Annotated in this window: 25 protein-coding genes and 1 tRNA gene; 20 read left to right on the plus strand and 6 right to left on the minus strand. The window is 48.2% G+C overall.

Going from position 1 to position 24,934, the window contains the following annotated elements; genetic code table 11:
- Positions 1–5 precede the first annotated feature (5 nt).
- On the minus strand, positions 6–461 hold the full coding sequence (locus tag K384_RS00335) for a GatB/YqeY domain-containing protein (RefSeq protein ID WP_038028327.1): 456 nt from the start codon (positions 459–461) through the stop codon (positions 6–8).
- 71 nt (positions 462–532) lie between these two features.
- Here K384_RS00335 and rlmD point away from each other — a divergent pair, with 71 nt between their 5' ends.
- From rlmD to K384_RS00365, 6 genes are all read left to right on the plus strand, one after another.
- The gene (gene rlmD, locus K384_RS00340) at positions 533–1,948 is read left to right on the plus strand and encodes a 23S rRNA (uracil(1939)-C(5))-methyltransferase RlmD (protein WP_038028329.1); all 1,416 of its coding nucleotides are present in this window, start codon (positions 533–535) and stop codon (positions 1,946–1,948) included.
- Between the two features lie 63 nt (positions 1,949–2,011).
- On the plus strand, positions 2,012–3,556 hold the full coding sequence (locus K384_RS00345) for a YifB family Mg chelatase-like AAA ATPase (RefSeq protein ID WP_038028331.1): 1,545 nt from the start codon (positions 2,012–2,014) through the stop codon (positions 3,554–3,556).
- 136 nt (positions 3,557–3,692) lie between these two features.
- Positions 3,693–4,448, plus strand: a complete 756-nt coding sequence (locus tag K384_RS00350; RefSeq protein WP_051632965.1) for an LOG family protein — start codon at positions 3,693–3,695, stop codon at positions 4,446–4,448.
- A gap of 2 nt (positions 4,449–4,450) precedes the next feature.
- Complete coding sequence (locus tag K384_RS00355; protein WP_051632966.1) at positions 4,451–5,482, plus strand: lytic transglycosylase domain-containing protein; 1,032 nt, start codon at positions 4,451–4,453, stop codon at positions 5,480–5,482.
- A 111-nt stretch (positions 5,483–5,593) separates the two neighbouring features.
- Entirely contained in the window at positions 5,594–7,477 is a 1,884-nt protein-coding gene (locus K384_RS00360) for a M1 family metallopeptidase (protein ID WP_038028335.1), read from the plus strand.
- A gap of 157 nt (positions 7,478–7,634) precedes the next feature.
- The gene (locus tag K384_RS00365) at positions 7,635–8,129 is read left to right on the plus strand and encodes a DUF7832 domain-containing protein (RefSeq protein ID WP_051632967.1); all 495 of its coding nucleotides are present in this window, start codon (positions 7,635–7,637) and stop codon (positions 8,127–8,129) included.
- Between the two features lie 13 nt (positions 8,130–8,142).
- Here the strand turns inward: K384_RS00365 and K384_RS00370 are convergent, their stop codons facing one another.
- Together K384_RS00370 and K384_RS00375 are read right to left on the minus strand one after the other, a co-directional pair.
- Positions 8,143–9,291, minus strand: coding sequence for a DNA polymerase III subunit (locus tag K384_RS00370; protein ID WP_038028337.1), 1,149 nt, complete (start codon positions 9,289–9,291; stop codon positions 8,143–8,145).
- Between the two features lie 21 nt (positions 9,292–9,312).
- Positions 9,313–9,780 carry a tetratricopeptide repeat protein gene (locus tag K384_RS00375; protein WP_038028338.1) on the minus strand — a complete coding sequence of 156 codons (468 nt, stop codon included), beginning with the start codon at positions 9,778–9,780 and terminating at the stop codon, positions 9,313–9,315.
- A gap of 61 nt (positions 9,781–9,841) precedes the next feature.
- Between K384_RS00375 and K384_RS00380 the strand changes: the two genes are divergently transcribed.
- Together K384_RS00380 and K384_RS00385 are read left to right on the plus strand one after the other, a co-directional pair.
- Positions 9,842–10,147, plus strand: a complete 306-nt coding sequence (locus tag K384_RS00380) for a DUF4286 family protein (protein WP_038028341.1) — start codon at positions 9,842–9,844, stop codon at positions 10,145–10,147.
- A 30-nt stretch (positions 10,148–10,177) separates the two neighbouring features.
- A complete protein-coding gene (locus K384_RS00385; protein ID WP_038028343.1) occupies positions 10,178–10,927 on the plus strand; it encodes a YebC/PmpR family DNA-binding transcriptional regulator in 750 nt (249 codons plus the stop codon).
- Between the two features lie 122 nt (positions 10,928–11,049).
- Here the strand turns inward: K384_RS00385 and K384_RS00390 are convergent.
- Positions 11,050–11,125 (minus strand) — tRNA-Lys (locus tag K384_RS00390).
- A 64-nt stretch (positions 11,126–11,189) separates the two neighbouring features.
- Between K384_RS00390 and K384_RS00395 the strand changes: the two genes are divergently transcribed.
- Positions 11,190–11,819, plus strand: coding sequence for an SH3 domain-containing protein (locus K384_RS00395; protein WP_038028345.1), 630 nt, complete (start codon positions 11,190–11,192; stop codon positions 11,817–11,819).
- Here K384_RS00395 and K384_RS00400 read toward each other — a convergent pair.
- Positions 11,816–13,126 (minus strand): DEAD/DEAH box helicase, encoded by a 1,311-nt coding sequence (locus K384_RS00400; RefSeq protein ID WP_038028347.1) that lies wholly within the window; start codon positions 13,124–13,126, stop codon positions 11,816–11,818. The two genes, K384_RS00395 and K384_RS00400, sit on opposite strands and share 4 nt — an antisense overlap.
- A 176-nt stretch (positions 13,127–13,302) precedes the next feature.
- Between K384_RS00400 and K384_RS00405 the strand changes: the two genes are divergently transcribed.
- The 11 genes from K384_RS00405 to secG all read left to right on the plus strand — a co-directional run bounded on the left by K384_RS00405 (position 13,303) and on the right by secG (position 23,158).
- Positions 13,303–13,791 (plus strand): c-type cytochrome, encoded by a 489-nt coding sequence (locus K384_RS00405; protein ID WP_038028349.1) that lies wholly within the window; start codon positions 13,303–13,305, stop codon positions 13,789–13,791.
- Between the two features lie 31 nt (positions 13,792–13,822).
- Complete coding sequence (gene nosZ, locus K384_RS00410) at positions 13,823–15,802, plus strand: Sec-dependent nitrous-oxide reductase (protein WP_038028352.1); 1,980 nt, start codon at positions 13,823–13,825, stop codon at positions 15,800–15,802.
- A gap of 59 nt (positions 15,803–15,861) precedes the next feature.
- Positions 15,862–16,500 carry a hypothetical protein gene (locus K384_RS00415; protein WP_157629988.1) on the plus strand — a complete coding sequence of 213 codons (639 nt, stop codon included), beginning with the start codon at positions 15,862–15,864 and terminating at the stop codon, positions 16,498–16,500.
- Complete coding sequence (locus tag K384_RS00420; RefSeq protein ID WP_038028353.1) at positions 16,487–16,930, plus strand: nitrous oxide reductase accessory protein NosL; 444 nt, start codon at positions 16,487–16,489, stop codon at positions 16,928–16,930. Before K384_RS00415 ends, K384_RS00420 begins: the two co-directional genes overlap by 14 nt.
- The gene (nosD, locus tag K384_RS00425; protein ID WP_038028355.1) at positions 16,917–18,170 is read left to right on the plus strand and encodes a nitrous oxide reductase family maturation protein NosD; all 1,254 of its coding nucleotides are present in this window, start codon (positions 16,917–16,919) and stop codon (positions 18,168–18,170) included. The genes K384_RS00420 and nosD overlap by 14 nt, the downstream gene beginning before the upstream one ends.
- A gap of 3 nt (positions 18,171–18,173) precedes the next feature.
- On the plus strand, positions 18,174–18,911 hold the full coding sequence (locus K384_RS00430; RefSeq protein WP_038028357.1) for an ABC transporter ATP-binding protein: 738 nt from the start codon (positions 18,174–18,176) through the stop codon (positions 18,909–18,911).
- The gene (locus tag K384_RS00435; protein ID WP_038028359.1) at positions 18,895–19,677 is read left to right on the plus strand and encodes a hypothetical protein; all 783 of its coding nucleotides are present in this window, start codon (positions 18,895–18,897) and stop codon (positions 19,675–19,677) included. Before K384_RS00430 ends, K384_RS00435 begins: the two co-directional genes overlap by 17 nt.
- Positions 19,678–19,749: 72 nt before the next feature.
- On the plus strand, positions 19,750–20,613 hold the full coding sequence (locus K384_RS00440) for an alpha/beta hydrolase family protein (RefSeq protein ID WP_038028361.1): 864 nt from the start codon (positions 19,750–19,752) through the stop codon (positions 20,611–20,613).
- A complete protein-coding gene (locus K384_RS00445) occupies positions 20,610–21,770 on the plus strand; it encodes a trans-sulfuration enzyme family protein (protein ID WP_038028362.1) in 1,161 nt (386 codons plus the stop codon). Before K384_RS00440 ends, K384_RS00445 begins: the two co-directional genes overlap by 4 nt.
- Before the next feature lie 118 nt (positions 21,771–21,888).
- Positions 21,889–22,839: a tetratricopeptide repeat protein gene (locus K384_RS00450; RefSeq protein WP_169737588.1), complete on the plus strand. Its 951-nt coding sequence runs from the start codon at positions 21,889–21,891 to the stop codon at positions 22,837–22,839.
- 16 nt (positions 22,840–22,855) lie between these two features.
- Positions 22,856–23,158 carry a preprotein translocase subunit SecG gene (gene secG, locus K384_RS00455; RefSeq protein ID WP_038028366.1) on the plus strand — a complete coding sequence of 101 codons (303 nt, stop codon included), beginning with the start codon at positions 22,856–22,858 and terminating at the stop codon, positions 23,156–23,158.
- Between the two features lie 248 nt (positions 23,159–23,406).
- Here secG and K384_RS00460 read toward each other — a convergent pair whose 3' ends face one another.
- Entirely contained in the window at positions 23,407–24,903 is a 1,497-nt protein-coding gene (locus K384_RS00460) for a hypothetical protein (protein WP_038028369.1), read from the minus strand.
- Between the last annotated feature and the right edge of the window lie 31 nt (positions 24,904–24,934).

Consider the following 24,934-nt stretch of genomic DNA (forward strand, 5'->3'; position numbering starts at 1 on the left):
AGGCTTTATTTTTGGTCAGAAAGCAAACGCTTGACGGTGTCGGCTATCAGGCGGTTGTCTTGTCCGGCCAATTCTTTAGTGGCAACGCCCATCACTTTGCCCATGTCTTTGATGCTTTGTGCACCGGTGCGGGCAATAATATCCTTTATTTTGGCTTCTATTTCTGCGGCCGACATTTGAGCAGGCAAGTAGCGCTTGAGCACTTCTATGATGGCGGCTTCCTCTTGTGCCTGTTCTTCTCGCCCGTTTTGTTTGAACATTTCATAAGTTTCCTGGTGCTGCTTCAGCGCCTTGTTGATAATGGCCATTTCTTCGGCTTCGGTCAGGCTTTCTTTATTGCCTTCTTTGGTTTTTTCCAAAGTAATGAACGACTTCAACTCGCGGATGGCTTTTAAAGCAATAGCGTCTTTGGCTTTCATTGCCTCTTTCAGGTCCTGCTGTATTTTGCTTTCCAGGCTCATGTTTCTTGTCAATTTGGGTTCAACAACAATCTTATTGGCAACGAAATTACTAAATTGCACGCAAAAACTATATGGGGCGCAAAAAGAAAGTACAGACCGTATTGGAGGGGCTGCTGATTGAAAAAGCCGTGGCAGAAGGCAAATGCATGGCACATCATGGCGAACGCGTGGTTTTTGTGGAAGGAATGGTGGCACCCGGCGACAAAGCCGACGTGCGCATCATAAAGAAAAAATCGGCTTATTGGATAGGCCAAGCCATACACGTAGAGCCAAGTTCACCCTTGCGCCAAGCGCCTTTTTGCAAACACTTTGGCACTTGTGGCGGCTGCAAATGGCAGCATATGCGTTACGAAGCACAGACGGAACTAAAAGAGCAGCAGGTAAAAGATGCCTTTGAGCGCATAGCCAAAGTGCCTGTGAAGCAATGGGAGCCCATCCTGGCAGCTGAACAAACAACCTATTATCGCAACAAACTGGACTTTGCGTTCAGCAACCGGCGTTGGCTTACCGGCGAAGAGGTGGCTTCCGGCGACGACCTGGACCGCCACGCTTTAGGTTTTCATGTGCCCAAGCGCTACGACCGTGTGGTAGATATTGAACACTGCTACCTTCAGCCCGAGCCTTCTAATGCCATCCGCTTGGCAGTAAAGGCATTTGCTTTGGAAGCAGGCATTCCCTTCTATGACACCGTTCTGCATGAAGGCATTCTGCGCAGTCTTATCATACGCACAGCCAATACCGGCGAAGTGATGGTGGTGATTGTATATGCCGGAGGCGCAGAAGGGAAAATAGCTGCAAGCCGTGTGGCTGCATTCATACAAGAACGCTTCCCCGCGGTCACTTCTCTTTACCTGATGCACAACCCCAAACAAAACGACAACTACTACGACCTCGAGGCCGAACTGTATGCCGGCAAGGCATATATCACGGAGCAAATGGAAGACTTGCGTTTTCGTATTGGCCCCAAGTCCTTCTTTCAGACCAATTCGGCACAAGCCTACCGTCTGTACAGCATCGCACGCCATTGGGCGGCGCTCACCGGCAACGAGCTGGTGTATGACCTTTACACCGGCACCGGTTCTATTGCCAACTTTGTAGCCCGGAGAGCAAAAAAGGTGGTAGGCATAGAGTATGTAAAAGAAGCCATTGACGACGCCTGGCAAAACGCACGGGACAATGGCATCGACAACGTGTATTTTGAAGCCGGTGACATGAAAGACGTGCTGACCGATGACTTCATAGAGCGCCACGGCAGGCCGGAGGTCATCATTACGGACCCGCCACGTGCCGGCATGCACCCCGACGTGGTGCAGCTGATTGCCCGTGTGGCGCCCCGCCGCATTGTGTATGTCAGCTGTAACCCCGCCACACAAGCCCGTGATATTGCGCTTTTGGCACCTTTTTATGAAGTGGAGCGGGTGCAGCCGGTCGATATGTTCCCGCATACGCATCATGTGGAAAGCGTGGCGCTCTTGCATCGCAAGTAGAATTCTTGTATTTTGAATGACGGCCTTCAAGGGCTTTGTTCCATCGCTACAACCCTTTGTGTTATGTTAGCCAAGACCTACGCTGCTGCTGTTTATGGTGTACAGGCGCTCACCATTACCATAGAAGTAAATGTTACACAGGGCACCCATCTGTTTATGGTGGGTTTGCCCGACAGCGCCGTGAAAGAGAGTGCGCAGCGGGTCGAATCAGCCATTAAATATTTGGGCTATCAGTTCCCACGCCAAAAAACGGTTATCAACTTAGCGCCTGCCGATTTACGCAAAGAAGGCGCCAACTACGATTTGCCCATTGCCATCGGTATTTTGTCTGCTTCGGGGCAAATAGAGGTGCCGCATCTGGAGCAGTATTTAATCATGGGCGAGCTGTCGTTGGACGGCATCCTGCGTCCGGTAAAGGGCGTGTTGCCTATCGCCATTATGGCACGCAAGAAGGGTTTTAAGGGATTTATTCTGCCAAAAGAAAACGCTTCGGAAGCGGCCATTGTCAACAATCTGGAGGTAATTGGTGTGGAAACACTCGAAGAAGCCGTTGCTTTTCTGCAAGGGAAAAAACACATAGAGCCGCTTGTCAAGGATACGCGTGCGCTCTTTGCCGCTTCTGCCGATCATTACCCCTTGGATTTTGCCGACGTGCAAGGACAAGAAAATGTGAAACGTGCCATGGAAGTAGCTGCCGCCGGCGGGCACAACATCATTATGATAGGACCGCCCGGCGCAGGCAAAACCATGCTTGCCAAGTGCTTGCCATCGATTTTGCCCCCGCTTACCTTGCAGGAAGCACTTGAGACTACCAAAATACATTCAGTAGCAGGGCGCCTGGGCAAAGATGCATCGCTCATTACCACACGCCCTTTTCGTGCCCCTCATCACACGGTGAGTGATGTGGCTTTGGTAGGGGGCGGGGCAGTGCCCCAACCCGGCGAAATATCTTTGGCACATAACGGCGTTTTGTTTCTGGATGAGTTGCCCGAGTTCAAGCGTTCTGTTTTGGAAGTCCTGCGCCAACCGCTCGAAGAGCGCCGTGTGACCATCTCGCGTGCTAAAATGACTTTGGATTTCCCCGCCAACTTTATGTTGGTGGCAAGTATGAATCCCTGCCCTTGCGGATATTACAACCATCCGGAAAAGGAATGTATTTGTGCCCCGCAAAGTGTGCAGCGTTATTTAAGCAAAATCAGTGGTCCTTTGCTCGACCGCATAGACTTGCACATAGAGGTGGTGCCGGTTTCGTTTAGCGAAATGACTTCGCGAAAGAAGCAGGAGCGCAGTGCCGACATACGCGCACGTGTAGCACAGGCACGCGAGCGGCAAACCAAACGTTTCGAGCACATGCCGGGCATTTACACCAATGCCATGATGCCTTCGCCCCTGGTGAAGGAGTATTGCCGTATAGACAAAGCCGGTGAAACCTTGCTCAAAGCAGCCATGGAGCGCCTGGGGCTATCGGCGCGTGCCTATGATCGCATATTGAAAGTAGCACGCACCATTGCCGACCTGGCCGGCAGCGATGATATCAAAGTAGAGCACCTTGCCGAAGCCATTCAATACCGCAGCTTGGACCGCAGCAATTGGGGCGCTACCGTTTGATTTCTCTTTTTTTGTGCTTTTTAAGGGAACTTTTTATCTTAATCAACTTGTTTTAATTAGCTTAACCTTTTTGCCGCTCGTAAGTTTGTTTTACCCTCGAGAAGGGAAGAAGATGTTGAACTAAATTGTGGAGTTTATGGCAGAAGAATTGAAAAACCTATCACCCAACAACCAAAAGCTGGATAGCGAAGAGGAAATTAAAATCCGCAGAGCTTTTGAAAACCGTAATTGGAGCGAAATAAAAAGCGCCGACTCTTGGGCTATTTTTAAAATCATGTCGGAGTTTGTACAGGGCTTTGAAAAGCTGGCTAAAATAGGACCCTGTGTGTCCATCTTTGGTTCGGCGCGTACCAAGCCCGATAACCCCTACTACAAAATGGCAGAGGAAATAGCCGCCGAACTGGTGCGTTGCGGCTATGGTGTCATTACCGGCGGTGGTCCCGGCATCATGGAAGCCGGTAACAAAGGGGCATTTGAAGCAGGCGGTAAGTCCGTAGGTCTAAATATCATCTTGCCTTTCGAGCAACAGGGCAATATCTACATTGACCCCGACAAGCTCATTACCTTCGATTACTTCTTTGTACGCAAGGTTATGTTTGTGAAATATGCTCAAGGCTTCATTGTACTGCCCGGCGGCTTTGGCACCCTGGATGAGCTTTTCGAAGCGCTCACGCTCATTCAAACCAAAAAAATAGGACGTTTCCCTATTGTATTGGTAGGCAGCAGTTACTGGCAAGGTCTTATCGACTGGCTGCGCAATACCATGTTGGAAAAAGAGCACAACATCAGCCCCGAAGACTTGAACCTGTTCAAGGTGGTAGATACGGCACAAGATGCTGTAAAAGTCATCAATGACTTTTATGCCAAGTATCTTTTGCAACCCAACTTTTAAATATGAGAAACCTACAGCTGCTGGTCTTACTCGGAGTCATTCTGCTGCTGGTCTTTTATTCCATTTACGAGCGGCTACAAGACCCCGTGCGGTCTGACTACGAGCAAGACTATGCTTATCAATTATATTTAGCCAACAAAGAAGTACCCCAACAGATTTATTTCTTGGATGAAGAAGTGCCCCTGTACGATGCACAAGTGCGGGAGCGCTTCGCCTATGAAATTTATATTCTGACCAAGTGGCGCAGCTACACCATAGAGCTGTTGTCAAAAGCCAAGTATTGGCTACCTATTTTTGAAAAAATTTTGCGCTCTTATGAGCTGCCTGCCGACTTTAAATATTTGGTGGTGATTGAAAGCGGCATGCGCAATGTGGTGTCACCTGCAGGCGCTGCCGGCTTTTGGCAGCTATTGCCCGAAACTGCCCGTATGATGGGTTTGCGTGTGGACCACGAAGTGGATGAGCGCTATCACCCGGTAAAAGCAGCCCATGCAGCAGCACGATACTTGCGCCTTGCCTATAAGGAAATAGGCAGCTGGACCTATGTAGCGGCTTCCTACAACGCAGGCATTGGGGCGATGCGCTATGCCGTTGCCACACAGCAAGCCCCTTCTTATTATTATATGGTGCTCAACCCCGAGACCAACCGCTATGTGATGAAAGCAGCGGCCTTTAAAGAAGTGTATGAGCATCCATTAAAATATGGCTTTGATTTGCCAATCCGGGCTTGGCAGCCGCCGGCTTACCGTACCATCCAGGTGCGCACAAGCATCCCTTCTTTGAAGAAGTTTGCCCAAATGCAAGGAACCTCTTTGAAGACCTTGCGCGCATTGAACCCTTGGCTGGTGGGCGAATCACTCACTTTGCCCGAAGGCAAAACCTACGAAATCCGCTTGCCTGTTCAGGCAGACTATGAAGCAACGCTCGAAGACGAAGAAAAAACAACGCCGCCTCCGGTAGATAGCCTCGGAGTGCCCGCCGATAGCCCCACCGTACAAGATAGAGTAAACCATATAGCTGCCGACAGGGAGTAAGTTCCTTTATCCTTTTTTTCACTTTTTTAAAAAGGAATTCACCATAGAAATGCCCAGCGGGCTAATAAAAAATCTTTATCTTTGAACCTCATCAAAAACCACCCCTTATCTATGAGATACGGCGCATGGCTGTTGCTATTAATGATTGTTTTTCAGGCTTGTAACGATATTGAACAACCACAAGAAGATATTATGATGGGAAAAGACATTCATTCTTTTTCGGAACCCGGCAAAGCGGTAGCCAAACACTTGTCTTTGCAGTTACAGGTGGACTTCGACACCAAACAACTGAGTGGCATTGCTACGTGGGACATTGACACCGCACCGGATGCAGAAGAAATTATTTTCGACACAAAAGGGCTAATCATCGATTCGGTCTTTCTGAATGACGACACCACGGCGGTGCCCTTTTCTTTGGGCAAAGAAGACCCGGTCTTGGGGCAGGCGTTACGCGTGCCTTTGAAAGCCGGTGCCAAGCGTGTGCGCATTGTTTACCGCACCTCGCCCGGTGCAGCCGCACTTCAATGGTTGGAAGCACATCAAACTGCCGGCGGGCGGCATCCTTTCCTGTTCAGTCAATCGCAGTGCATTTTGGCCCGCAGTTGGGTGCCTTGCCAAGATAGCCCCGGCATTCGCTTTACCTATGATGCCGAAGTAAAGGTACCACAAGGCATGTTGGCATTGATGAGCGCCGAAAATCCACAGCAAAAAAGTGCCGATGGTGTGTATCGTTTCCGTATGCGCCAGCCCATCCCTTCTTATTTGTTGGCTATAGCCGCAGGCGATTTGGTGTTTAAGCCCATCAGTGCGCGTGCCGGTGTGTATGCAGAACCGGAAACCATAGAGGCGGCAGTACACGAGTTCGAAGACCTGGAAGAAATGATTCAGGCAGCAGAGCAGCTGTATGGCGATTATGTGTGGGAACGGTATGACCTGCTGGTCTTGCCCCCCAGCTTTCCTTTTGGTGGCATGGAAAACCCCCGCCTTACCTTTGCAACCCCCACCATCATTGCCGGTGACAAGTCTCTGACCAGCTTGGTAGCCCATGAATTGGCACATTCGTGGTCGGGCAACCTTGTTACCAACCGCACATGGAACGACTTCTGGTTGAATGAAGGCTTTACCGTCTATTTCGAGCGCCGCATTATGGAAGCCATGTATGGGCGCGACTATGCCGAAATGCTGGCCGAGTTAGGCTATCAGGACTTGCGTCAGACTATTGCCCGCATGGGCGAAAACAATAAGGACACCCGCCTGAAGCTGGACCTGCAACGCCGCGACCCCGACGAAGCTGTCACCGATATCGCTTATGAAAAAGGCTACTTTTTCCTGCGTCTGGTAGAAGAGACCATCGGGCGTGACAAATTTGATGCTTTTGTGAAAACATACTTTCAGCGTTTTGCTTTCCGCTCGATGGATACCGAAAGCTTTGTTGAATATTTCCAAAAAGAAGTATTGGACAAAAACCCCGGGGCTGCCAAAGCCATCCGCATGCAAGAATGGATTTACGGCACGGGCTTGCCTGACAATTGTCCCAAGGTAAATGCCGTGCGTTTTCGCCGTGTGGAACAAGCACTGCAAGACTGGCTGAATGGAACGCCTGCGGATTCATTGCCTACAGCCTCTTGGAGCAGTCATGAATGGTTGCACTTTGTGCGCCACTTGCCTGCCGGCCTCTCGGTAGAGCAAATGAAAGCATTAGACGAGGCTTTTGGCTTCACCCAATCGAACAATGCCGAAATTCAGGCGGAGTGGTACGCACAGGCGGCTTTACACGGATACAGCGATGCTTATCCGGCCATGGAGGCTTTTCTATTGAAAGTAGGGCGGCGGAAATTCCTGGTGCCTATTTATCGGGCCTTGCTGCAAACCGAAGAAGGTAAGGCACTTGCCTATGATATTTATGCGAAAGCACGGAAAAACTATCACTATGTATCGGTTTCTACCTTAGACGAAATGCTGCAGTGGAACGAAAAAGTGCACAAAACACCTTGACTTTTGCACGAACTTTGCAACAAAAATGACAGCCGGCTTGTATAAAATTGGAATTATTTGTAAAATTGGTAAGAAAGTGCACTGCATATATTCACTTTTGTAGTGCAAAACATAAAAAAAATGATTACATTTCGCTTATATCCAAAATAGAAGGGACATGGCAGTTTTACCAAAAGCAGAAAAACCAAAAAACTTCATCTACGATAGAGCCAAGCATCACTTTTTGGGCAATTTCCCCAGTGTGTTGCCCATAGAGCAAGCCTATGTGCATATAGGCATGTACTTGGGATGGATCTGTGAGAATGACCTTTACAGCGACTTTTTCGAAGAAGAAGCGGCTTTGCAAATCTTGCGTTTCCGTAAGCGTCAAATCAGCTGCTCCATTCTGAGTGCCGTATGGGATGGCTATTTGGGCTCGGACCTCTTCAACGAAGAAGGAAACGAGTTTACACAGTACTATTATTTAAGCGGCAAATACAAAAAAGACTACGAAAAAACACTGGCTGCCAACTTGCCATCTATTTACCATGTAGAAGACAACTGGGAAAACTACGAGAAGATGGCAAAGAAAATCACGCAGCGTTACAAACAGTGGAAGAAAAAGCGTGAAGGCGAGCAGGCCGAAGCCCAAAGCCACGACGAAGAAGAGTAGGATGCCGGGGGGGTTATCCCCGCATGCGCTGCCTTTTAGCTTCTGCTAAGGCAGAAAGCAGGCGAACCGACAAAGTAGCAAATACCAACTTGTTGTTTACACTCCGCTCAAGGTAGTAAAGGCTTTGTGTAAAATCTTTTAAAAGCCCTTCTATTGCCCGTTGCGGTAAAACAGAAGCCAAGCCTTGCACAAACTCTAAATGTTCGGAGCGGAATTTGTTGAGCGCACCTTCGGTGTGTTGCCACATCAGACACTCACGCAAGGTAGCTATGCCGTACTCCAATACTTTCCTTTGCGTTACTTTACTTTCGTTCGACAAACGCTCTACCACAGGCGCAATGGCGCACCAATCGGCACGCCAGCAATGACGCAGCCACTCCCGGAACAATAGATGGCTGTCTTCTTCGCTGTTTTGCATCAAAGCGTCCAGCAACAACATATTGCCTTCGCACAACACAGCCCACTCATTGGCTTGCTTGGGCGGAATGCCGCGTGTTTTAACAAGCCATTGCTCTATGCTCTCGGCTGTGTAAGGCGGCACTTGTATGCTTTGAACACGCGAGCGAATGGTAAGGATAATGGCATCCGGGTCTTCGCTTACCAATAGGAAGAAAGTACGGGCAGGGGGCTCTTCTATGAGTTTAAGCAAAGCATTGGCTGCTGCCGTATTCATGTATTCCGGCAACCACATCAAAACCAGCTTGTAACCACCTTCAAAAGCGCTCAAACTGAGCTTTTGGGTCAGCTGGCGGCTTTCTTCCACGCTGATATTGGCTTGTTTGTTATCGATGCCGGCAAGCTCAAGCCACCGGTCCAAAGAGAAAAAGGGGCTTTGGGCATTCAGGCGGCGCCACTCGTCAATGAAAGCAGCGGAGGTGTTTTTGCCGGTGCCCTGATTCCCTACGGGAAAAACGAAGTGAACATCCGGGTGTGTCAGTTGTGCCATCTTGCGGCAGTTGCCACATTGGCCGCAACTGTCTTGGGCATGCGCTTTTTGAGGGTTTTCACACAAGAGCAGGCTTGCAAAAGCCAGCGCAACAGCCCATTGTCCGCCCCCACTTTTGCCCACGAACATCAGTGCGTGAGGTACCTGTTCCCGGGCAATCTGCTGCACGAGTTTTTCTTGTAAGGCAGGAATGGGAGGAAGTTGTGAAAACTGCATGCTTGTTTTTTTTAAAAGGAACTAAGGGTTAGGGCATATGCCGGCACAAGGCGATTGCAATGAGCGCTGATCCGCAGGAATGGATTGCCATTCCCGGCATGCGCCGGCAGTGTCGCCATGAATCAGACGGATACCGGCACGCAGCTCATGTGCTTCATATAACTGACCGTTATAGTAAAGTGCCATGTTGTAATCGTTGATGGCGCCTGAGTAGTCTTTCAGCGCTTCTTTGGCTTTGCCACGCCATAAATAAGCTTCGGCCAGCCGGGGATTGAGCAGCAGGGCTTCGTTCAGCTCGTCAACCGCTTTTTTGAAAAAAACTTGCCGGTAATAATGTTGCCCTCTGCCCAGCCGGTCGGTGGCCGTCGGTGGGGTGCGGTACCAAATATCTGCCTTCGATTCAAAATGAGAGTTGCCTTTGCCCTCATTTTGCGCCTGACAGGCTACCGTACATAGGAATAAAGCTATAAATTGTATAAATTTGTGCATAAGTTTTTTAGCTTGACCGCTTTCAGGTGGTATCTTTGACAAAATTACACAAAAGAAAAAGATGATACTTTACAATGTGACCGTCAGTGTGGACAAAGAAGTGCACGACGATTGGCTCGACTGGATGCGTCGCGTGCACATTCCCGATGTGCTGGCTACAGGCTTGTTTGTAGAGCACAAAATGCTGCGCTTAATGCATGAGCCTGAGAATGACGGTTTCACCTACGCTATTCAGTATTTCTTGAAAAGCATGGAAGACTTCGAGACTTACCAAAAAGAGCATGCCCCTCGCTTGCAGGCCGAACATCAGGCTCGTTATGGTGAGCATTGCCATGCTTTTCGCACTTTGTTGGAAGTGATAGAATAAAAACAAACGATAACTAAACCAGACAGAATCATGGCAGGGCATAGTAAATGGGCTAATATCAAGCACAGAAAAGGCGCACAAGACGCCAAACGAGGCAAGCTGTTTACCAAGCTGACCCGTGAAATCATGATTGCTGCCCGCTTAGGTGGTGGCGACCCCGCATCCAACCCCCGTTTGCGCATAGCCATTCAAAACGCCAAAGGGGCAAATATGCCCAAAGATAAAATTGAGAAGGCTATAGCCAAGGCCACAGGCGCCGGGGGCGAGGATTATATCGAGGTGACCTACGAAGGCTATGTCAATGGGGTAGCTCTTTACATAGAGTGCACCACCGACAACACCAACCGTACGGTAGCCAATGTGCGGGCAATTCTTAGCAAGGGCGGTGGCAGCCTCACCACCAATGGTTCGTTGGACTTCATCTTCGACAGAAAAGGTGTATTTACCATTTCACTGGAAGACTACAAGCTCGATGAAGAAGAGTTTACCTTGGAAATGGCAGATGCCGGCGCTGATGAAGTGGAGTTTGACCACGAAAACGGCTTTGTAACCGTCTATTGTCCTATGGAAGAGTTCGGCAGCATTCAGAAGAAACTCGAAGAAATGAATATCGAAGCAAAAGAAGCCGGACTGCAGCGTATTCCGAAAACCTACGTGAAGCTGGACAACGAAACTTTCCAGAAGACCATGAAGGTCATTGAAGCGCTCGAAGATGACGACGATGTGCAAAAAGTATATCACAACATCGAAATTACCGATGAGCAAATGGAGATGGCATGATGCAGCAAGCATGCAAAAGATAGCAAAAAAGGCGAGCTTCTTTCCGAGCCTCGCCTTTTTTTGTACTTGTGTTGAGTATTTTGAAAGAACAAGCAATAAAAAAGCCCGTCTTTTCGACGGGCTGGTGATCCCGCTGGGGCTCGAACCCAGGACCCCCTCCTTAAAAGGGAGGTGCTCTACCAACTGAGCTACGGAATCGTGTGTTGTTTTATCGTTGAATTGCAATGCAAAGGTAGGAGGTTTTTTAAAACTGTGCAAGCGTATGGCAAAAAAAATTTTAATTTTATTCTTCCTGTTTTTGGGGTTATGTGGGCAAAATATTGTGGGACAGGGGATTGCGCCGGATAGTGAATATTTAAAAAAAGCAATGACCGCAGAGCAGCAAGGCGACTATGCCCGGGCAGCTGCTTTGCTTTGCAAGCATTATTATACGCACTTCGACAATTTTAGCCGCCACCGCTTGCAGTTATTGAGTGCGCATTATGGTTTACGGGGCTACGATTTTTTAAACCCGCCGTGGTGGCATATTCCGGCACGCTATTTCAACTTGCTCGCGCTGCTTGCCTGTCTGCTTTTTTTAGTGTTGTTGAGTTTGTTGGTGCGGCAAAAAAAGCTTCGTTACTTGCTGCTTTGCTGGCTTCTGACAGGCGGGGCCGCTTGGTTTTTCTATACACTTCCACCCAAGCGGCTGGCGATAGTCAAAGCAGAAGCGCTGCTGGGGTATCAACACCCCACGGTGGCTGCCCCTCTGCTGGCAACATTACCCCGGGGCACCTGCTTGCGTGTCATCGACGAGCAGCCTTTCTGGTGGAAAGTGTACACACCACAAGGGCAAACGGTTTACGTGCAGAAATCCATGGTGTATTTAATAGAAGCAGAAAACAAACCTTAGCGGCGCCCTTTGCCGCTACTCTTTTTGCCGCGTTTGTGTTTTTTATGCTTGTGTTGCGTGCGTGTAGTTTTGCGCTTTTTCTCATGAAATGCGCCCTGGAAGGTGGGGTCTTCTTTTTTTCGCTGTTTGTCTATTTCCCGCGCCATCTCTTGCTTTTCTTCAAAAGGCGTTTCTGCTACCTCTACCGCATCGGGCAAAGGCAGGCGCGGAATTTTCATTTTGATAAGCGCTTCTATCTTTTTAATGTGGTACTCTTCGGCCGGGTTCACAAAAGTAATAGCCGTGCCATGCCGGAATGCCCGTCCTGTACGTCCGATGCGGTGTACATACTCTTCGTATAAAACAGGCACTTCGAAATTGATAACGTGTGTAACTTCTGAAACATCGATACCACGGGCTGCCACATCGGTAGCTACCAGCACCCGTACCTCGCCTTTGCGGAAGGCATCCAAGGCATTGGTGCGTGCGTTTTGGTCTTTGTTGGCGTGAATGACACGTACGCTGTCTTCGCCCAGCTTCCGGTGTAAATACTTATATACTGCCGTGGCAATACGTCTTCTGCGGGTAAATACCAGCACCTTCTTAAGCGACTCTTGCTCGAGCAGGTGCATGAGCAGGTTGATTTTGGTTTTGATATTGGGCACTTCGTACAAATACTGCTCTACTGTTTCGGCGGGGGTCGCCTGCGGAGTGATTTCTATTTTTACCGGGTACTCTATAAACTCTTCGCACAGACGCTCTACTTTTTCGGAAAAGGTAGCCGAAAACAGCAGGTTTTGCCGTTTGCGTGGAAGCACTTCCAAAATACGGCGTATTTGAGGCATAAAGCCCAAGTCCAGCATGCGGTCGGCTTCGTCTATGACGAACGTCTTGACGTGTTTAAGCTGCAAACCACCGGCAAGATAAACATCCATCAGGCGCCCCGGGGTAGCTACCACAATATCGACTCCTTCTGCCAGCTGCTCTATTTGTTTTTTGATGCCCTTGCCCCCAAAAATAGGAACACAACGCAGGTCGGTATAACACGCCAGCCGGGCAATGGCTTCACTTACCTGCTTGGTAAGTTCATGGGTGGGCACCAGCACCAAGCCGCGAGGATGCTTGCCTTGGGCATATTTCAGTTTCATGAGCATAGGCAAAGCATAAGCAGCTGTTTTGCCGGTGCCGGTTTGGGCTATGCCTATGATGTCGTGTCCGGCGAGTGCCGGCGGAATGGCTTTTTCCTGAATTGGTGTAGGGCTTTGATAGCCTGCCTCTTCTATCGCATTCAGAAACTGGCGGGTTAGTTTTAACTCTTCGAAGGTCATCGTCCCTGCAAATGGTTTGGTTTTGAGAAACACAAAGATAAGCAAGCCGGTGGTATTCAAAGCGTGTGATGTGCCATTTGATATAGGATGATGAAAATCAGCGGATATATGACGAAGGTCATTGGTGCAGAAATGAAAAAAGGATAAGATTGTCTATAAATAAAACCAAAAGACCTATGAAAAGACACTTCATTTTGACTATCGCGGCAATGACCCTCGGTCTGTTGATGTTTGCCTGCGGCGGGCAGGAGGAAAATACTGCTCAGAACAACGAACCACCTCAAAGCATGTTGGCTGACGAAGAGCCGGCAGAAAATGAAGCGCCGGACCCCATGACCGTGAAAGGGGTAGGACCGGTGCAAAGCATTGAGTTGGGAGAAATAGACCCTGCTATGGCAGAGGAAGGAAAAATGCTGTTTGAATCCAAGTGTTCTGCGTGTCATAAGATAGGCGAAGAATACATTGGTCCGGACTTGAAAGGCGTAACCGCCCGGCGGGCACCGGAGTGGATTATGAACATGATACTCAATCCGGAAAATATGGTAAAAGAAGACCCCATAGCCAAAGAGCTATTTGCAAAGTTTAACGGTACACCTATGGCCAATCAGGGCTTAACAGAGGAAGAAGCACGCAAAATATTGGAATACTTCCGCACACAAGAGTAGGTTTTAACTGTACGAAAAACAACATAGAGGTATGAATGCGAAAATTAAAAAACTATTGGTAGCAGGGCTCGCTACGGCACTGGTGAGTGCCTGTGGCGAATCTAAAAAGGGGGATTCCAAGCAGGAAACCGCCCTTAATACAGATGCTGCATCAAAAGTATATGTAGCTCCCGGGAAGCATGATGAATTCTACTTATTTACTTCCGGAGGATTTAGCGGGCAAGTAGGGGTTTATGGCTTGCCTTCCGGGCGCTTGTTCCGGGAAATCCCTGTCTTCTCGCAAGACCCCGAAACAGGCTATGGTTACAATGAAGAAACCAAGCCTATGCTTCAAACCAGCTATGGCTTTGTTCCCTGGGGAGATGCACACCACCCCAAGCTGTCTCAAACGGACGGTAAGCATGATGGGCGCTGGTTGTTTATCAACGAAAACAACACGCCACGCATTGCCCGTATTGACTTAACTACTTTTGAAACAGTAGAAATTATTGAAATACCGAATGCGGGCGGTAACCACTCTTCGCCTTATGTAACCCAAAATACCGAATATGTCTTTGCCGGTACCCGTTTTAGTGTACCTATACCTCAAAAAGATGTGCCCATCGATTCTTACAAAGAAAACTTTAAAGGGACTCTTAGCTTCATAAAAGTAGAAAAGGAAAGCGGTGACATGAGCTTGGCTTTCCAAATATTGGTGCCCGGTTATGACTACGACCTGGCTACCGGGGGTAAAGGACCTTCTCATGGATGGGCATTCTTCTCTACTTATAACACAGAGCAGGGATATACACTAAAAGAGAAAACCGCTTCGCAAAATGACAAAGACTATGTGGCGGCTGTCAATTGGAAAAAAGCTGAGGAATATATAGCCCAGGGTAAATACCAGGAATGGGATGTGGAATATTACAACAATGAGTATGACGAAGAAAAGCACATGGCTACTTCTAAGGTAGAGAAAAAAGTAAAAGTGCTTATCCCGGCGGAGTGCCCCGGTTTAATTTACTACCTGCCTACGCCTAAGTCGCCACATGGTATAGATGTAGATCCTTCCGGAAAATATATTGTAGCCAGTGGAAAACTTTCGGCAGATGTAACCGTACATTCATTTGAAAAAATACAAGAAGCCATTGAAAATGGCGATATCATTGGTGAAGTGGATGGTATCCCCGTACTGAACCCCGAGAAAACAGTAGTTGGTGTCGTGAAATCGGGTGGTTTAGGGCCTTTGCATACCGAGTTCGATGACAAAGGTTATGCTTATACCTCCTTCTTCATCTCTTCTGAGATTGTGAAATGGAAGTTGGGTACGTGGGAAGTTGTAGACCGTATTCCTACTTATTATTCTATTGGACACCTGTGTGTACCCGGTGGTGGTTCCATGCATCCGTGGGGCAAGTACGTGATAGCTTTGAACAAAATAACCAAAGACCGTTACTTACCTACCGGACCTGAATTGACTCAATCGGCTCAATTGATTGATATTTCAGGAGAAAAAATGGAGTTGCTGCTTGACTTCCCCACGGTAGGTGAGCCGCATTATGCACAAGCCATCCCCGCAGAAATACTGGCTCCGCGTTCGAAGAAAGTATTTAAGCTGGAAGACAACAAGCACCCCTATGCCGTGAAAAGCGAAGCAGAAGCAAGAGTGGAGCGCAAGGGCAACGAAGTGCATGTGTACATGACTACCATTCGTAGTCACTTCTCACCGGACTTTATCGAAGGGGTTAAGGTAGGCGATGTTGTTTATTTCCATGTTACCAACTTAGAGCAAGACTGGGATATTCCGCACGGCTTTGCTGTGATGGGTGCCAACAATGCCGAGCTGCTGATAATGCCCGGACAAACCGAAACACTCCGCTGGGAGCCGAAGAAAGCAGGGGTATATCCATTCTATTGCTCCGACTTCTGCTCTGCGCTTCATCAGGAAATGCAAGGTTATATACGCGTTTCTGAAAAAGGCAGCAATGTGCCTCTCAAGTGGGGACTGGGCGAAAGTAAAGAAGAAAAATAAGCATGTTCTTTAACACATCACCGGAGGCAGCTGCCTCCGGTGTTTAATCAAACGGTACAATGATGACAACTGTATCTTCTACTTCTGCGTCCACCCGGCAACATCGTTTAAGCTTGCCGGTGCGCATAGCCCTGGCAGCGGTGGTGGTGGCGATGATTATTTCTTTCCGCTATCCGATGTGGAGCATTTACTTGGATGCACCTCAGTATCCGGAAGGCATTAAAATGGAAATATGGTATGACAATGTGGGGGGCGACGACCCAAGCGTGCTGCAAAATGTGAATCTTTTGAATCATTATATTGGTATGAAGCCCATTGAACCGGATGCCATTCCGGAGTTGCGATGGATGCCCTATATCGTATGGGGGTTGATTATCGTAGGTGCAGTATGTGTCATTAGTGGCAGCTTTCGCCTTTTGGTAACTTGGGCAGTTTTATTTACGCTCTTAGCCGCAGTGGGGCTCTACGATTTTTACCTTTGGGAGTATGATTATGGGCATAATTTGGACCCCGAAGCGCCCATCAAAGCTTTGGATTCCTATCAACCACCTTTAATTGGCAGTAAGCAGCTGTTGAATATTACCGCTACTTCATTACCCGACATAGGAGGAGTGATTCTGATTGCCGGACTGACTGTCATTTATTTGTGCATTATATGGGAATGGATAAATAGAAAGAAGTCTTATGGTGTGGCTTAGAAATAAAACCGTTTGGTTCTTGGTAAGCTGGGGTTTTTTCTCCGGCTGCAGCGTAGAACCGGTGCCTATTCAATACGGGGCAGATTATTGCGATTTCTGCAGGATGACCATCGTGGATAAACGTTATGCGGCTGAATTGGTAAACACCAAAGGGAAGCCTTATAAGTTTGATGCCATTGAGTGTATGTTGCGCTATGCTGCCGAGTCGGAGCAGACATTTCAGTTGTGGTTGGTGAACACCTACGATAAGCCGGGGCAGCTGGTAGATGCATCAAAAGCGTGGTATCTCATTAGCGAGCAGTTGCCAAGTCCTATGCGTGGTGACATCAATGCCTTTTCCACCGAAAAAGTACGTGATGAGTTTCATCAAAAATACGGTGGCGATAAAAAAACATGGATTGACCTGAGAGAAGCATATGAAGTGCAATAACCACAGATGGATACTTTTTATATGGACGATTGTATGCTTGGCAGCTCCTGCAAAAGCAGAGTTGATTGTCGTTTGCAAGAGTTGTGAGCTAAGCTCTATAAAGGAAGCGGTGGCAGCCGCGCAACCTTGTGATACCGTACTGATTAAAAAAGGCACCTACTACGAACATGGTATTGTTGTAGATAAATCTTTGTACGTGTTGGGCGAAAAAGGGAGTGTGATTGATGCGCAACAGCGTGGTGAAATTATTTTAGTTACGGCCGATAATGTTTGGGTGGAAGGGCTCACTCTTCAAAATGTGGGCGTTAGCTACTTACAGGATTGGGCAGCTATCCGGATATTGGAAGCCGCCGTCTGCGTAGTGAAAAACAATCATATTATTAACCCTTTCTTCGGGATATATCTGCAACAAGCACGCTACTGTACAGTTGAGAACAACCGGCTGCAATCCTCCGCAGCGAGAGAGATGTCTTCCGGCAATGCCATTCACTCTTGGTACTCAGAGCACCTGCGTATCATACATAACGAGGTCAGCCACTTCCGCGATGGCATCTATCTTGAATACACAACCGACAGCGAAATCACTCATAACCATGCGTATCAAAACCTGCGTTATGGGCTTCATTTCATGTTTTCGGATAACAACCGTTATCAGTATAACCGTTTCAGTGAGAACGGTGCCGGTGTGGCGGTAATGTTTTCTCGTAATGTGGTGATGGAATACAACGAATTTATACACAATTGGGGGGCAGCAAGCTACGGTCTGTTGTTAAAAGAAATTTACGATGCCCGCATAGAACACAACATGTTTCAGGAAAACACAACTGCCGTACATGGAGAGAGCGCTACACGCATTCTTTTCCGCTACAATCAGTTAAACAACAACGGCAAGGGCTTTATGCTCATGGGCAGCTGCATGGATAATGTTTTTGAATATAACGTTATGGAAGGCAATACTTTTGATGTGGTGGCAAGCAGCGAGCTGCAGAGCAATGAGTTTAGATATAACTATTGGGCGAACTACTCCGGCTATGACCTTGACCATGATGGCATTGGTGATGTACCTTACCGTCCTGTCTCTTTGTATTCCTACATTGTGAATCAATCGCCCACTACCATACTGCTGTTAAGAAGTTTTTTTGTGGATGTACTCAATTACACAGAGTATTTGATGCCTTTTTTCACACCTGATAATGTAAAAGACAACTATCCTCTTATGACACCGCCTTTAAACACATAATTTATGATAGAGCTACTGGATATATCGAAGCGCTTCGGTAAGACGCAGGTATTGAAAAACATATCCATATCTTGGCAAGAGCCGGGCATTATGGTGTTGGTAGGTCCTAACGGTTCCGGCAAGACCACCCTCTTGAAGATGTTATTGGGGATGGTGTTGCCTTCTTCCGGTAAGATTCTTTTCGATGGGCAGGACATACGCAAATCCGGGGCCGCTTATAAAAGCAATATTAGCTATTTGCCACAGCTGGCTCACTATCCTGAAAACCTAAGTGGCAGAGAGCTGATTCAAATGGTAAAAGAGTTGCGGGGCAATATCAATCAAGAATTATTGAACCGCATGTTGAAAGGGTTTCAGCTTGAAAGTCACCTGGACAAGAAGGTGAAACACCTGTCCGGTGGTACTTTGCAAAAGTTAGGTATTGTATTGGCTTTTATGAATGAAGCAGCTGTGTATGTATTGGATGAACCAACCAATGGCTTGGATCCCCTTTCGCTTTTTTATTTGAAAAAGTTGATACTCGAAAAACGGGAAGAAGGAAAATACATACTCATTAGTACGCATATTATTCCTTTTGTGGAAGAAATTGCGGACCGCTTGCTTTTTATATTGGAAGGTAGCGCTTTCTTTGACGGCACCCTTGCCCACCTGCGCGATACTTACGGCGAAGCATCCCTGGAAGAAATTGTGGCTAAAGTAATGGAATCTCAAATCGGCATGACTCATGTGGAAAGTATTTAAATATACCGTTTATGATTTGCTGCGTAGCAAGTGGACTTTCGCTTACGCCTTGTTCTATTTTGCGCTCACTGTCTTTTTGTTTGCTTTCAGCAGCAGCATAACCAAGGTAGTAGTAGGTTTAATGAATACTATTTTGCTGCTTGCGCCGTTAGTAAGTACTTTTTTTACCGTCAGCTATTATTACAACTCGAAAGATTTTGTTCTTTTTCTTTTGGCACAACCGCTGAAAAGAACGGATATTATCCGCGGTATGCTGTTGGGGCTGACGGCTTCTTTAGGTATTGCCGTGTTGGTGGGGATTGGAATGCCCTTCGCCTACATGTCTTTGACACAAGGAAGTTCTATAGCAAGTTATGCTTTCTTGTTGGTAATAGGGGTGATACTCTCTTCCGTGTTTTCTTTTATTGTGTATTGGATAGCCCTGCGTTTCGACGATAAACTAAAAGGCATTGGGGTTAGCTTACTTGTATGGTTATTTTTTGCCGTTATTTATGATGCCATTTTCCTTTTGCTGTTAATTTACCTTCGCGACTATCCCATAGAAAAACTGGCAATAGCTCTGACATTACTCAACCCCATAGATCTGTCGAGGGTGTTTATTTTGCTTCAGCTCGATATATCCGCTCTGTTTGGTCTTACAGGGGCGTCTGTAAAAGCTTTTTTGGGCAGCACCACCGGCAGCATAGCAACATTTGTCGCTTTGTTGTTATGGATGCTCCTTTCTTATATCGGCATTACTGTCATGGCTAAAAAGAAAGATTTTTAAATTCCGGCAACCGTTGCCATGCATTGCATAAATCACTATCTTCCTTGCATAAACATGTAACAAGGAAGACATATGCAAAGCATTCAACGCCTGTCGCACAGCATTCAGACTGCCGGCAGCAAGCCTGTCACCTTCGACTTGCACTATATGGAAGGGCAGAAAGCGCAACCGGTGCTCATCTTTATTCATGGATTCAAAGGTTTTAAAGACTGGGGGCACTGGCTCCTTATGGCTGATGCATGGGCTGCCGCAGGCATAGCGGCGGTGCGTATGAACCTGTCTTATAACGGTACCACACCGGAACACCCCACTGATTTTGCCGATACGGATGCTTTTGGGCGCGAAACCTTTTCGCGCGACGTGGAAGATGTAAGCCAATTGGTGGCTTTCTTGAAAGCCTCCGGCTGGGCCAACAAAGAAGGAATCATTGACCCGGACCGCTTGGCACTGGCAGGACACAGCCGGGGCGGCGCCGTAGCGGTGTTGGCAGCGGCTGCTTTGCGTGAAGCCGTGAAGGCTGTCATTACCATGGCATCTATCGATAATACCGGTTTCCTTTGGACAGAAGAGCGGCGCCGGCAAATACTGGATCAAGGTGTGACCCATATATTGAATGCCCGTACGGGGCAGCAACTGCCTGTTTACAGAGAAGTGTATGACGACTGGCTGGCTAAAAAAGACACAGATTATAACTTAGAAAACAAAGCCAAGTCACTCGATATCCCGGCATTGGTGATTCATGGCACTGCCGATGAGGCGGTGCCACTGTCAGCTGCACAAAACCTTGCTGCTTGGATTCCCAACGCCACCTTGCATATAGTGGAGGGAGCAGGGCACACTTTCGGGGGAATGCATCCTTATGAAAGCAACGAATTGCCCGGGCACGCACAAGAAGTTATTCATGTATCCGTTGATTTCCTAAAAAAACACTTATGAGCGACTCTCTCTCTTTTATCTTGAACGAGCTGGGCGAAGAGCACCCACATGGAAGTGTGGCAACCCCTCTCTACCAAACCTCAATGTTTGCCTTCGAGTCGGTAGAGCAGATGCGCCGTGCCCTGGCAGAAGAAACCCAATCTTATTTTTACACACGTGGCAACAACCCCACCTTCACCGCTCTGGAACGCAAGCTCGCAGCCTTGGAAGGCACCGAAGCCGCTTTACTCTTTGCAAGTGGCAGCGCCGCCGTTGCCGCTGCCGTTATGGCAAACGTAGAGCAGGGAAGCCACGTAGTGTGTGTGCAGAAGCCTTACAGCTGGACCAACAAGCTGCTTACCAAGCTGCTGGCACGTTTTGGTGTGGAAGTAAGCATGGTTGATGGCACACGGCCGGAAAATTTCGCACAAGCCATTCGCCCCAATACACGACTGCTTTATCTCGAATCGCCCAACTCTTTTACTTTCGAACTGCAAGACATTGTCGCTTGTGTAGCGGTGGCGCGCCAACACGGTTTGCTTACCATTATAGACAACAGCTATGCCACACCGCTGAATCAGCGCCCTGCCGACATGGGCGTGGATATTGTCGTGCATTCGGCTTCTAAATATATTGGCGGGCACAGCGATGTGGTTGCCGGCATTTTGTGCTGCTCGCAAGCCATGCGCGAAAAGATTTTTTCTTCCGAATACATGACCTTGGGCGGTGTGATGGCACCTTTCAGTGCATGGCTATTGCTGCGCGGGCTGCGCACCTTGGCGCTGCGTGTGGAACGCGTGGCACAGACCACCCCCAAGGTGGTTGATTTTTTAGCCCGGCACCCCAAAGTAGAAGCCGTATTGTATCCGTTTCACCCTTCACACCCGCAATATGAACTGGCAAAAAAACAGATGAAGCGCCCCGGAGGAATGTTTTCTTTCCGTCTCAGAGCCAATGAAATGGCAGAAGTCGAGCGCTTTTGCAACCGTTTGCAACGTTTCTTGTTGGCTTGCTCATGGGGCGGCTACGAGTCGCTGATTTTCCCTGCCTGCACACTCTATGGCTCGGCCAACTATCAAAACCCTTGGCTCGATTGGCGCTTGGTGCGCGTATATATAGGACTTGAAGACGCCGACGAACTCATAGCCGATTTGCGCCAAGCGCTGGAGTGCTTGTAGAAACAAAAGACTTGGACAGCAGAAAAATTCATTGCTTGATTTACTTGGTTTTTTGTATTAACTTGCCCTAAATGCTTGGTCTATACTTGCAATTCTTATGTTAAATGCAGAAACATTTTTGGCTCTTTTAGCAGGGCAGGCGCTCACCGAAGAGCAGTATGAAGAAGTAGAAGCACTGATAGATAAGGTGCCCTATGCCGGCTTGTTGCATCTGTTGGCGGCCCGCTACCAATCGAAGCAGGGCTCACATTTGGCACCTCAGAAAATACGGCGGGCTGCCTTGCATATGTACAGCCGCAAGCGCCTGGCCGAAGCATTGAATGCACCGGTTTTTGAGCAAAACGATTTTCAGCTTTCCGGCGCTTCCGGTTCTTTGAAAGAAGAGCTGTCGAAGGCACGCAATGTATTGGACGACATTCAGAAAGAAGTAAGTGCTTTTGATGAAAAGCTGGCAAGCGCCTCAGAAGAAGAGCTGGATCAAGAGCTTGAAAAAATTACTACTTCTTATACCCAACCGAAAGACTACTTCTCTTCCTTAGAGGAGGAAGACACTGCCGCCGGCGAGCAGATTGTTTCCAAGCCTCTTGAACAAAAAGAAGAAAACAAAACTGCAAGCCCTGCTCCGGAAATACCCCCACCGGACGAGCTGAGCGAATCATATGCCATTACTTTGTATTCGGCCGGAAAAGTACGCGAAGCTGTGGCGGTGTATGAAGCCTTAAAGAAAAAATACCCTGAGCGGGAAGCCTACTATCAAAGCCAAATAGACATACTGAAAGAAGACCTGGGCGACAATGACGTAGTGACACCGGATGTGGAAAACACAACACCACCTGCCGGAGAAGACACGGCACAAGAAACGCAGCCACCCACTATGCCTAAGCCTAAGTCTTTGGTAGATGCTTTACAAGAAGCACCTCAAACATTTTATACGGAGTTGGATGCCATACGCTTGCGCGATGAAGGCAAAGATGAAGAAGCAATAAAAATTTACGAGCGCTTGATTTTGCAACATCCGGAAAAAAAGGCGTATTTTGAAAAGCAAATTCAAATCATAAAAGGATTATAGTTAAAACGATACGATTATGTTGTATGTAGTGATGGGGCTTATCATCCTGATAGCCATCTTATTGGTATTAGTTGTCTTACTGCAAGAACCCAAAGGCGGTCTGTCGCGTCAATTTGGTGGCAGTGGTGCCGCTCAAACAACCACCGGTGTACGCAGCACAACCGATATGCTTGAGCGTATTACCTGGGGATTGGCCGCCGCCATGTTGGTGCTTATTCTTGGCTTAAGCAAAATGACCGGCAACACAGCGCCCGAGTCACCCGCTCTCGAAGATATTGAAGCAGCGCCCGTAGAACAACCCGTGGCGCCTCAAGAGTAAGCATCCGTTGTGGCATTGCCGGAAGGCTTGGAAGTGTACGCACTTCCAAGCCTTTTTTTGTAACCTGTAGTCTGCTTCCTTTCTTGAATAAAAAGAGTCAACCCTGTCGCCTTATTTGTCATATCGAGCGGAACATAGTGAAGCAAGACATCTCATTAGCCCTTCTTTTCATGCCGAACGCAGTGAGGCCGCTCGCTTATGCCTGAAAGGACAAAGACACCTGAAGTGTCACCGGACAAAAGAAAACCTTAAAAGTACCAATGTGTAGAAAACTGCCATTGCATGTAACGATGCTTGCGCTCTACGGTAGGCGAAAAATACTGCTGTGACACATAAGGCTGATAGAGGCTCGAGTAATGCGCCCATATGCCCCCCACACTCAGCTGAAACCCTTGCAAGCGATAGCCTATCCCTGCCGTGAAAGCCATGGCATCGTAGTACTCCTGCCCGCTTCGTAAAGGCGATGGCGTATAGCATACGCCCGAACGCACATACCAGCTGCCCAGGCGCGCTTCAGCACCGACCCTTGCCTGTATCGTATTACGAAAAGTCTCTTGAATGGCGCGCCGTTCGCCGCTTTCATCAAAATTATCGTCGCTGCCGCTTACCCCCATCTGACGGTAGGGAATCCATTCCACGTCGGCGGTAACAAAGCCGTATTTTTTGATTTGCCAAAACAGGCTTCCGGTAGCCCGCCAGGGGCTTCTGTAGCGGAAATCATATTCATAAGGCAGCATGGAGGCAGATACCTTGCTGAACCCCACCGACTCGCTTTCTATGGAGGCTCTGCTGGTTTCATACAGGGAAAAACCGGTGGGCGTTTGCACCGAGATCCCCAGGCGCAGCGTCTCAACCGGGCGTACAATAACGCCCAAACCCAAATAAAGCCCGCCACCCGTAGCCGTGTAGCGTTGCCGGAGTGTGAATGCCTGCAGTTCGCCATCGGCAGCCGTGCGGCTTAAGCGCTCCTTATAAACATTTTCCCTTTGATAATTAATGACTTCCACCCCGACGGTGGCTCCCCAATACACTTTCTCTTGCACTTGCCCGCCAACGGTAATATTGAAAACCGAGCGGTTTCCGCTTTCTTTCACCCGCTCTTCTTGCAAGATAGGAGCTACCAATTGATTATTGACATCGCGAAATTCGGTATAATAAGCAGTGCTGTCATCGGCATAAGGATTGATAACAAAGGTGGCATAGGCCAAGGAAGCCAAATCATAAATTTCATTGTTGGCAGCTTCTGCTTCAAACACACCGGCATGAATGCCGGCAGCCTCTTCGGTCCACACATCTGCCAAGCTGCTGTAAGGATTGCTCGCTTGATAGTAAGTGTCTTGGCGGAAATCGTGCGAACGCACATACGAAATGCCAAATTGAAGGCTCTGGCCGGAAAGACTTTGTGGCGTGGCAAAGATGGCGGCAGCGTGTGAAAGTCCTATTTTATCTCTGGTGGCAGTGTTTGTGTTTTCCAGGTAGTTGCTTTGAAGCAGGCTGTTGCCATAGTCTATACCCACGGCTACCTCTGCCCGCCGGAACAGCCCAATACCGGCCGGATTGACCAATAAAGCAGTGGCATCACCACCCAGTGCCCCCTGAGCACCCCCCAAAGACAGTGCACGCGCACTGCCCGTGGGCAGGGGGCGATAGGTATAACGAAAAGCATCGGTATAATACACCTGTGCTTGTGCATAAAAAGCCGATAAGCCCATGAAAACCAAAAACAAAAAAAGGCGCTTTATCATATTTTCTCAGAAAGAATACATGTTTTGCAAA

The organism is Thermonema rossianum DSM 10300 (assembly GCF_000426825.1).
Classification (GTDB): Bacteria; Bacteroidota; Bacteroidia; order Cytophagales; family Thermonemataceae; genus Thermonema; species Thermonema rossianum.

What these genes read in the sequence shown, in the direction of transcription:
- K384_RS00335 (WP_038028327.1), bottom strand. Translation starts at nt 461, where the DNA reads ATGAGCCTGGAAAGCAAAATACAGCAGGACCTGAAAGAGGCAATGAAA.
- rlmD (WP_038028329.1), top strand. Translation starts at nt 533, where the DNA reads ATGGGGCGCAAAAAGAAAGTACAGACCGTATTGGAGGGGCTGCTGATT.
- K384_RS00345 (WP_038028331.1), top strand. Translation starts at nt 2,012, where the DNA reads ATGTTAGCCAAGACCTACGCTGCTGCTGTTTATGGTGTACAGGCGCTC.
- K384_RS00350 (WP_051632965.1), top strand. Translation starts at nt 3,693, where the DNA reads ATGGCAGAAGAATTGAAAAACCTATCACCCAACAACCAAAAGCTGGAT.
- K384_RS00355 (WP_051632966.1), top strand. Translation starts at nt 4,451, where the DNA reads ATGAGAAACCTACAGCTGCTGGTCTTACTCGGAGTCATTCTGCTGCTG.
- K384_RS00360 (WP_038028335.1), top strand. Translation starts at nt 5,594, where the DNA reads ATGAGATACGGCGCATGGCTGTTGCTATTAATGATTGTTTTTCAGGCT.
- K384_RS00365 (WP_051632967.1), top strand. Translation starts at nt 7,635, where the DNA reads ATGGCAGTTTTACCAAAAGCAGAAAAACCAAAAAACTTCATCTACGAT.
- K384_RS00370 (WP_038028337.1), bottom strand. Translation starts at nt 9,291, where the DNA reads ATGCAGTTTTCACAACTTCCTCCCATTCCTGCCTTACAAGAAAAACTC.
- K384_RS00375 (WP_038028338.1), bottom strand. Translation starts at nt 9,780, where the DNA reads ATGCACAAATTTATACAATTTATAGCTTTATTCCTATGTACGGTAGCC.
- K384_RS00380 (WP_038028341.1), top strand. Translation starts at nt 9,842, where the DNA reads ATGATACTTTACAATGTGACCGTCAGTGTGGACAAAGAAGTGCACGAC.
- K384_RS00385 (WP_038028343.1), top strand. Translation starts at nt 10,178, where the DNA reads ATGGCAGGGCATAGTAAATGGGCTAATATCAAGCACAGAAAAGGCGCA.
- K384_RS00395 (WP_038028345.1), top strand. Translation starts at nt 11,190, where the DNA reads ATGGCAAAAAAAATTTTAATTTTATTCTTCCTGTTTTTGGGGTTATGT.
- K384_RS00400 (WP_038028347.1), bottom strand. Translation starts at nt 13,126, where the DNA reads ATGACCTTCGAAGAGTTAAAACTAACCCGCCAGTTTCTGAATGCGATA.
- K384_RS00405 (WP_038028349.1), top strand. Translation starts at nt 13,303, where the DNA reads ATGAAAAGACACTTCATTTTGACTATCGCGGCAATGACCCTCGGTCTG.
- nosZ (WP_038028352.1), top strand. Translation starts at nt 13,823, where the DNA reads ATGAATGCGAAAATTAAAAAACTATTGGTAGCAGGGCTCGCTACGGCA.
- K384_RS00415 (WP_157629988.1), top strand. Translation starts at nt 15,862, where the DNA reads ATGATGACAACTGTATCTTCTACTTCTGCGTCCACCCGGCAACATCGT.
- K384_RS00420 (WP_038028353.1), top strand. Translation starts at nt 16,487, where the DNA reads ATGGTGTGGCTTAGAAATAAAACCGTTTGGTTCTTGGTAAGCTGGGGT.
- nosD (WP_038028355.1), top strand. Translation starts at nt 16,917, where the DNA reads ATGAAGTGCAATAACCACAGATGGATACTTTTTATATGGACGATTGTA.
- K384_RS00430 (WP_038028357.1), top strand. Translation starts at nt 18,174, where the DNA reads ATGATAGAGCTACTGGATATATCGAAGCGCTTCGGTAAGACGCAGGTA.
- K384_RS00435 (WP_038028359.1), top strand. Translation starts at nt 18,895, where the DNA reads ATGTGGAAAGTATTTAAATATACCGTTTATGATTTGCTGCGTAGCAAG.
- K384_RS00440 (WP_038028361.1), top strand. Translation starts at nt 19,750, where the DNA reads ATGCAAAGCATTCAACGCCTGTCGCACAGCATTCAGACTGCCGGCAGC.
- K384_RS00445 (WP_038028362.1), top strand. Translation starts at nt 20,610, where the DNA reads ATGAGCGACTCTCTCTCTTTTATCTTGAACGAGCTGGGCGAAGAGCAC.
- secG (WP_038028366.1), top strand. Translation starts at nt 22,856, where the DNA reads ATGTTGTATGTAGTGATGGGGCTTATCATCCTGATAGCCATCTTATTG.
- K384_RS00460 (WP_038028369.1), bottom strand. Translation starts at nt 24,903, where the DNA reads ATGATAAAGCGCCTTTTTTTGTTTTTGGTTTTCATGGGCTTATCGGCT.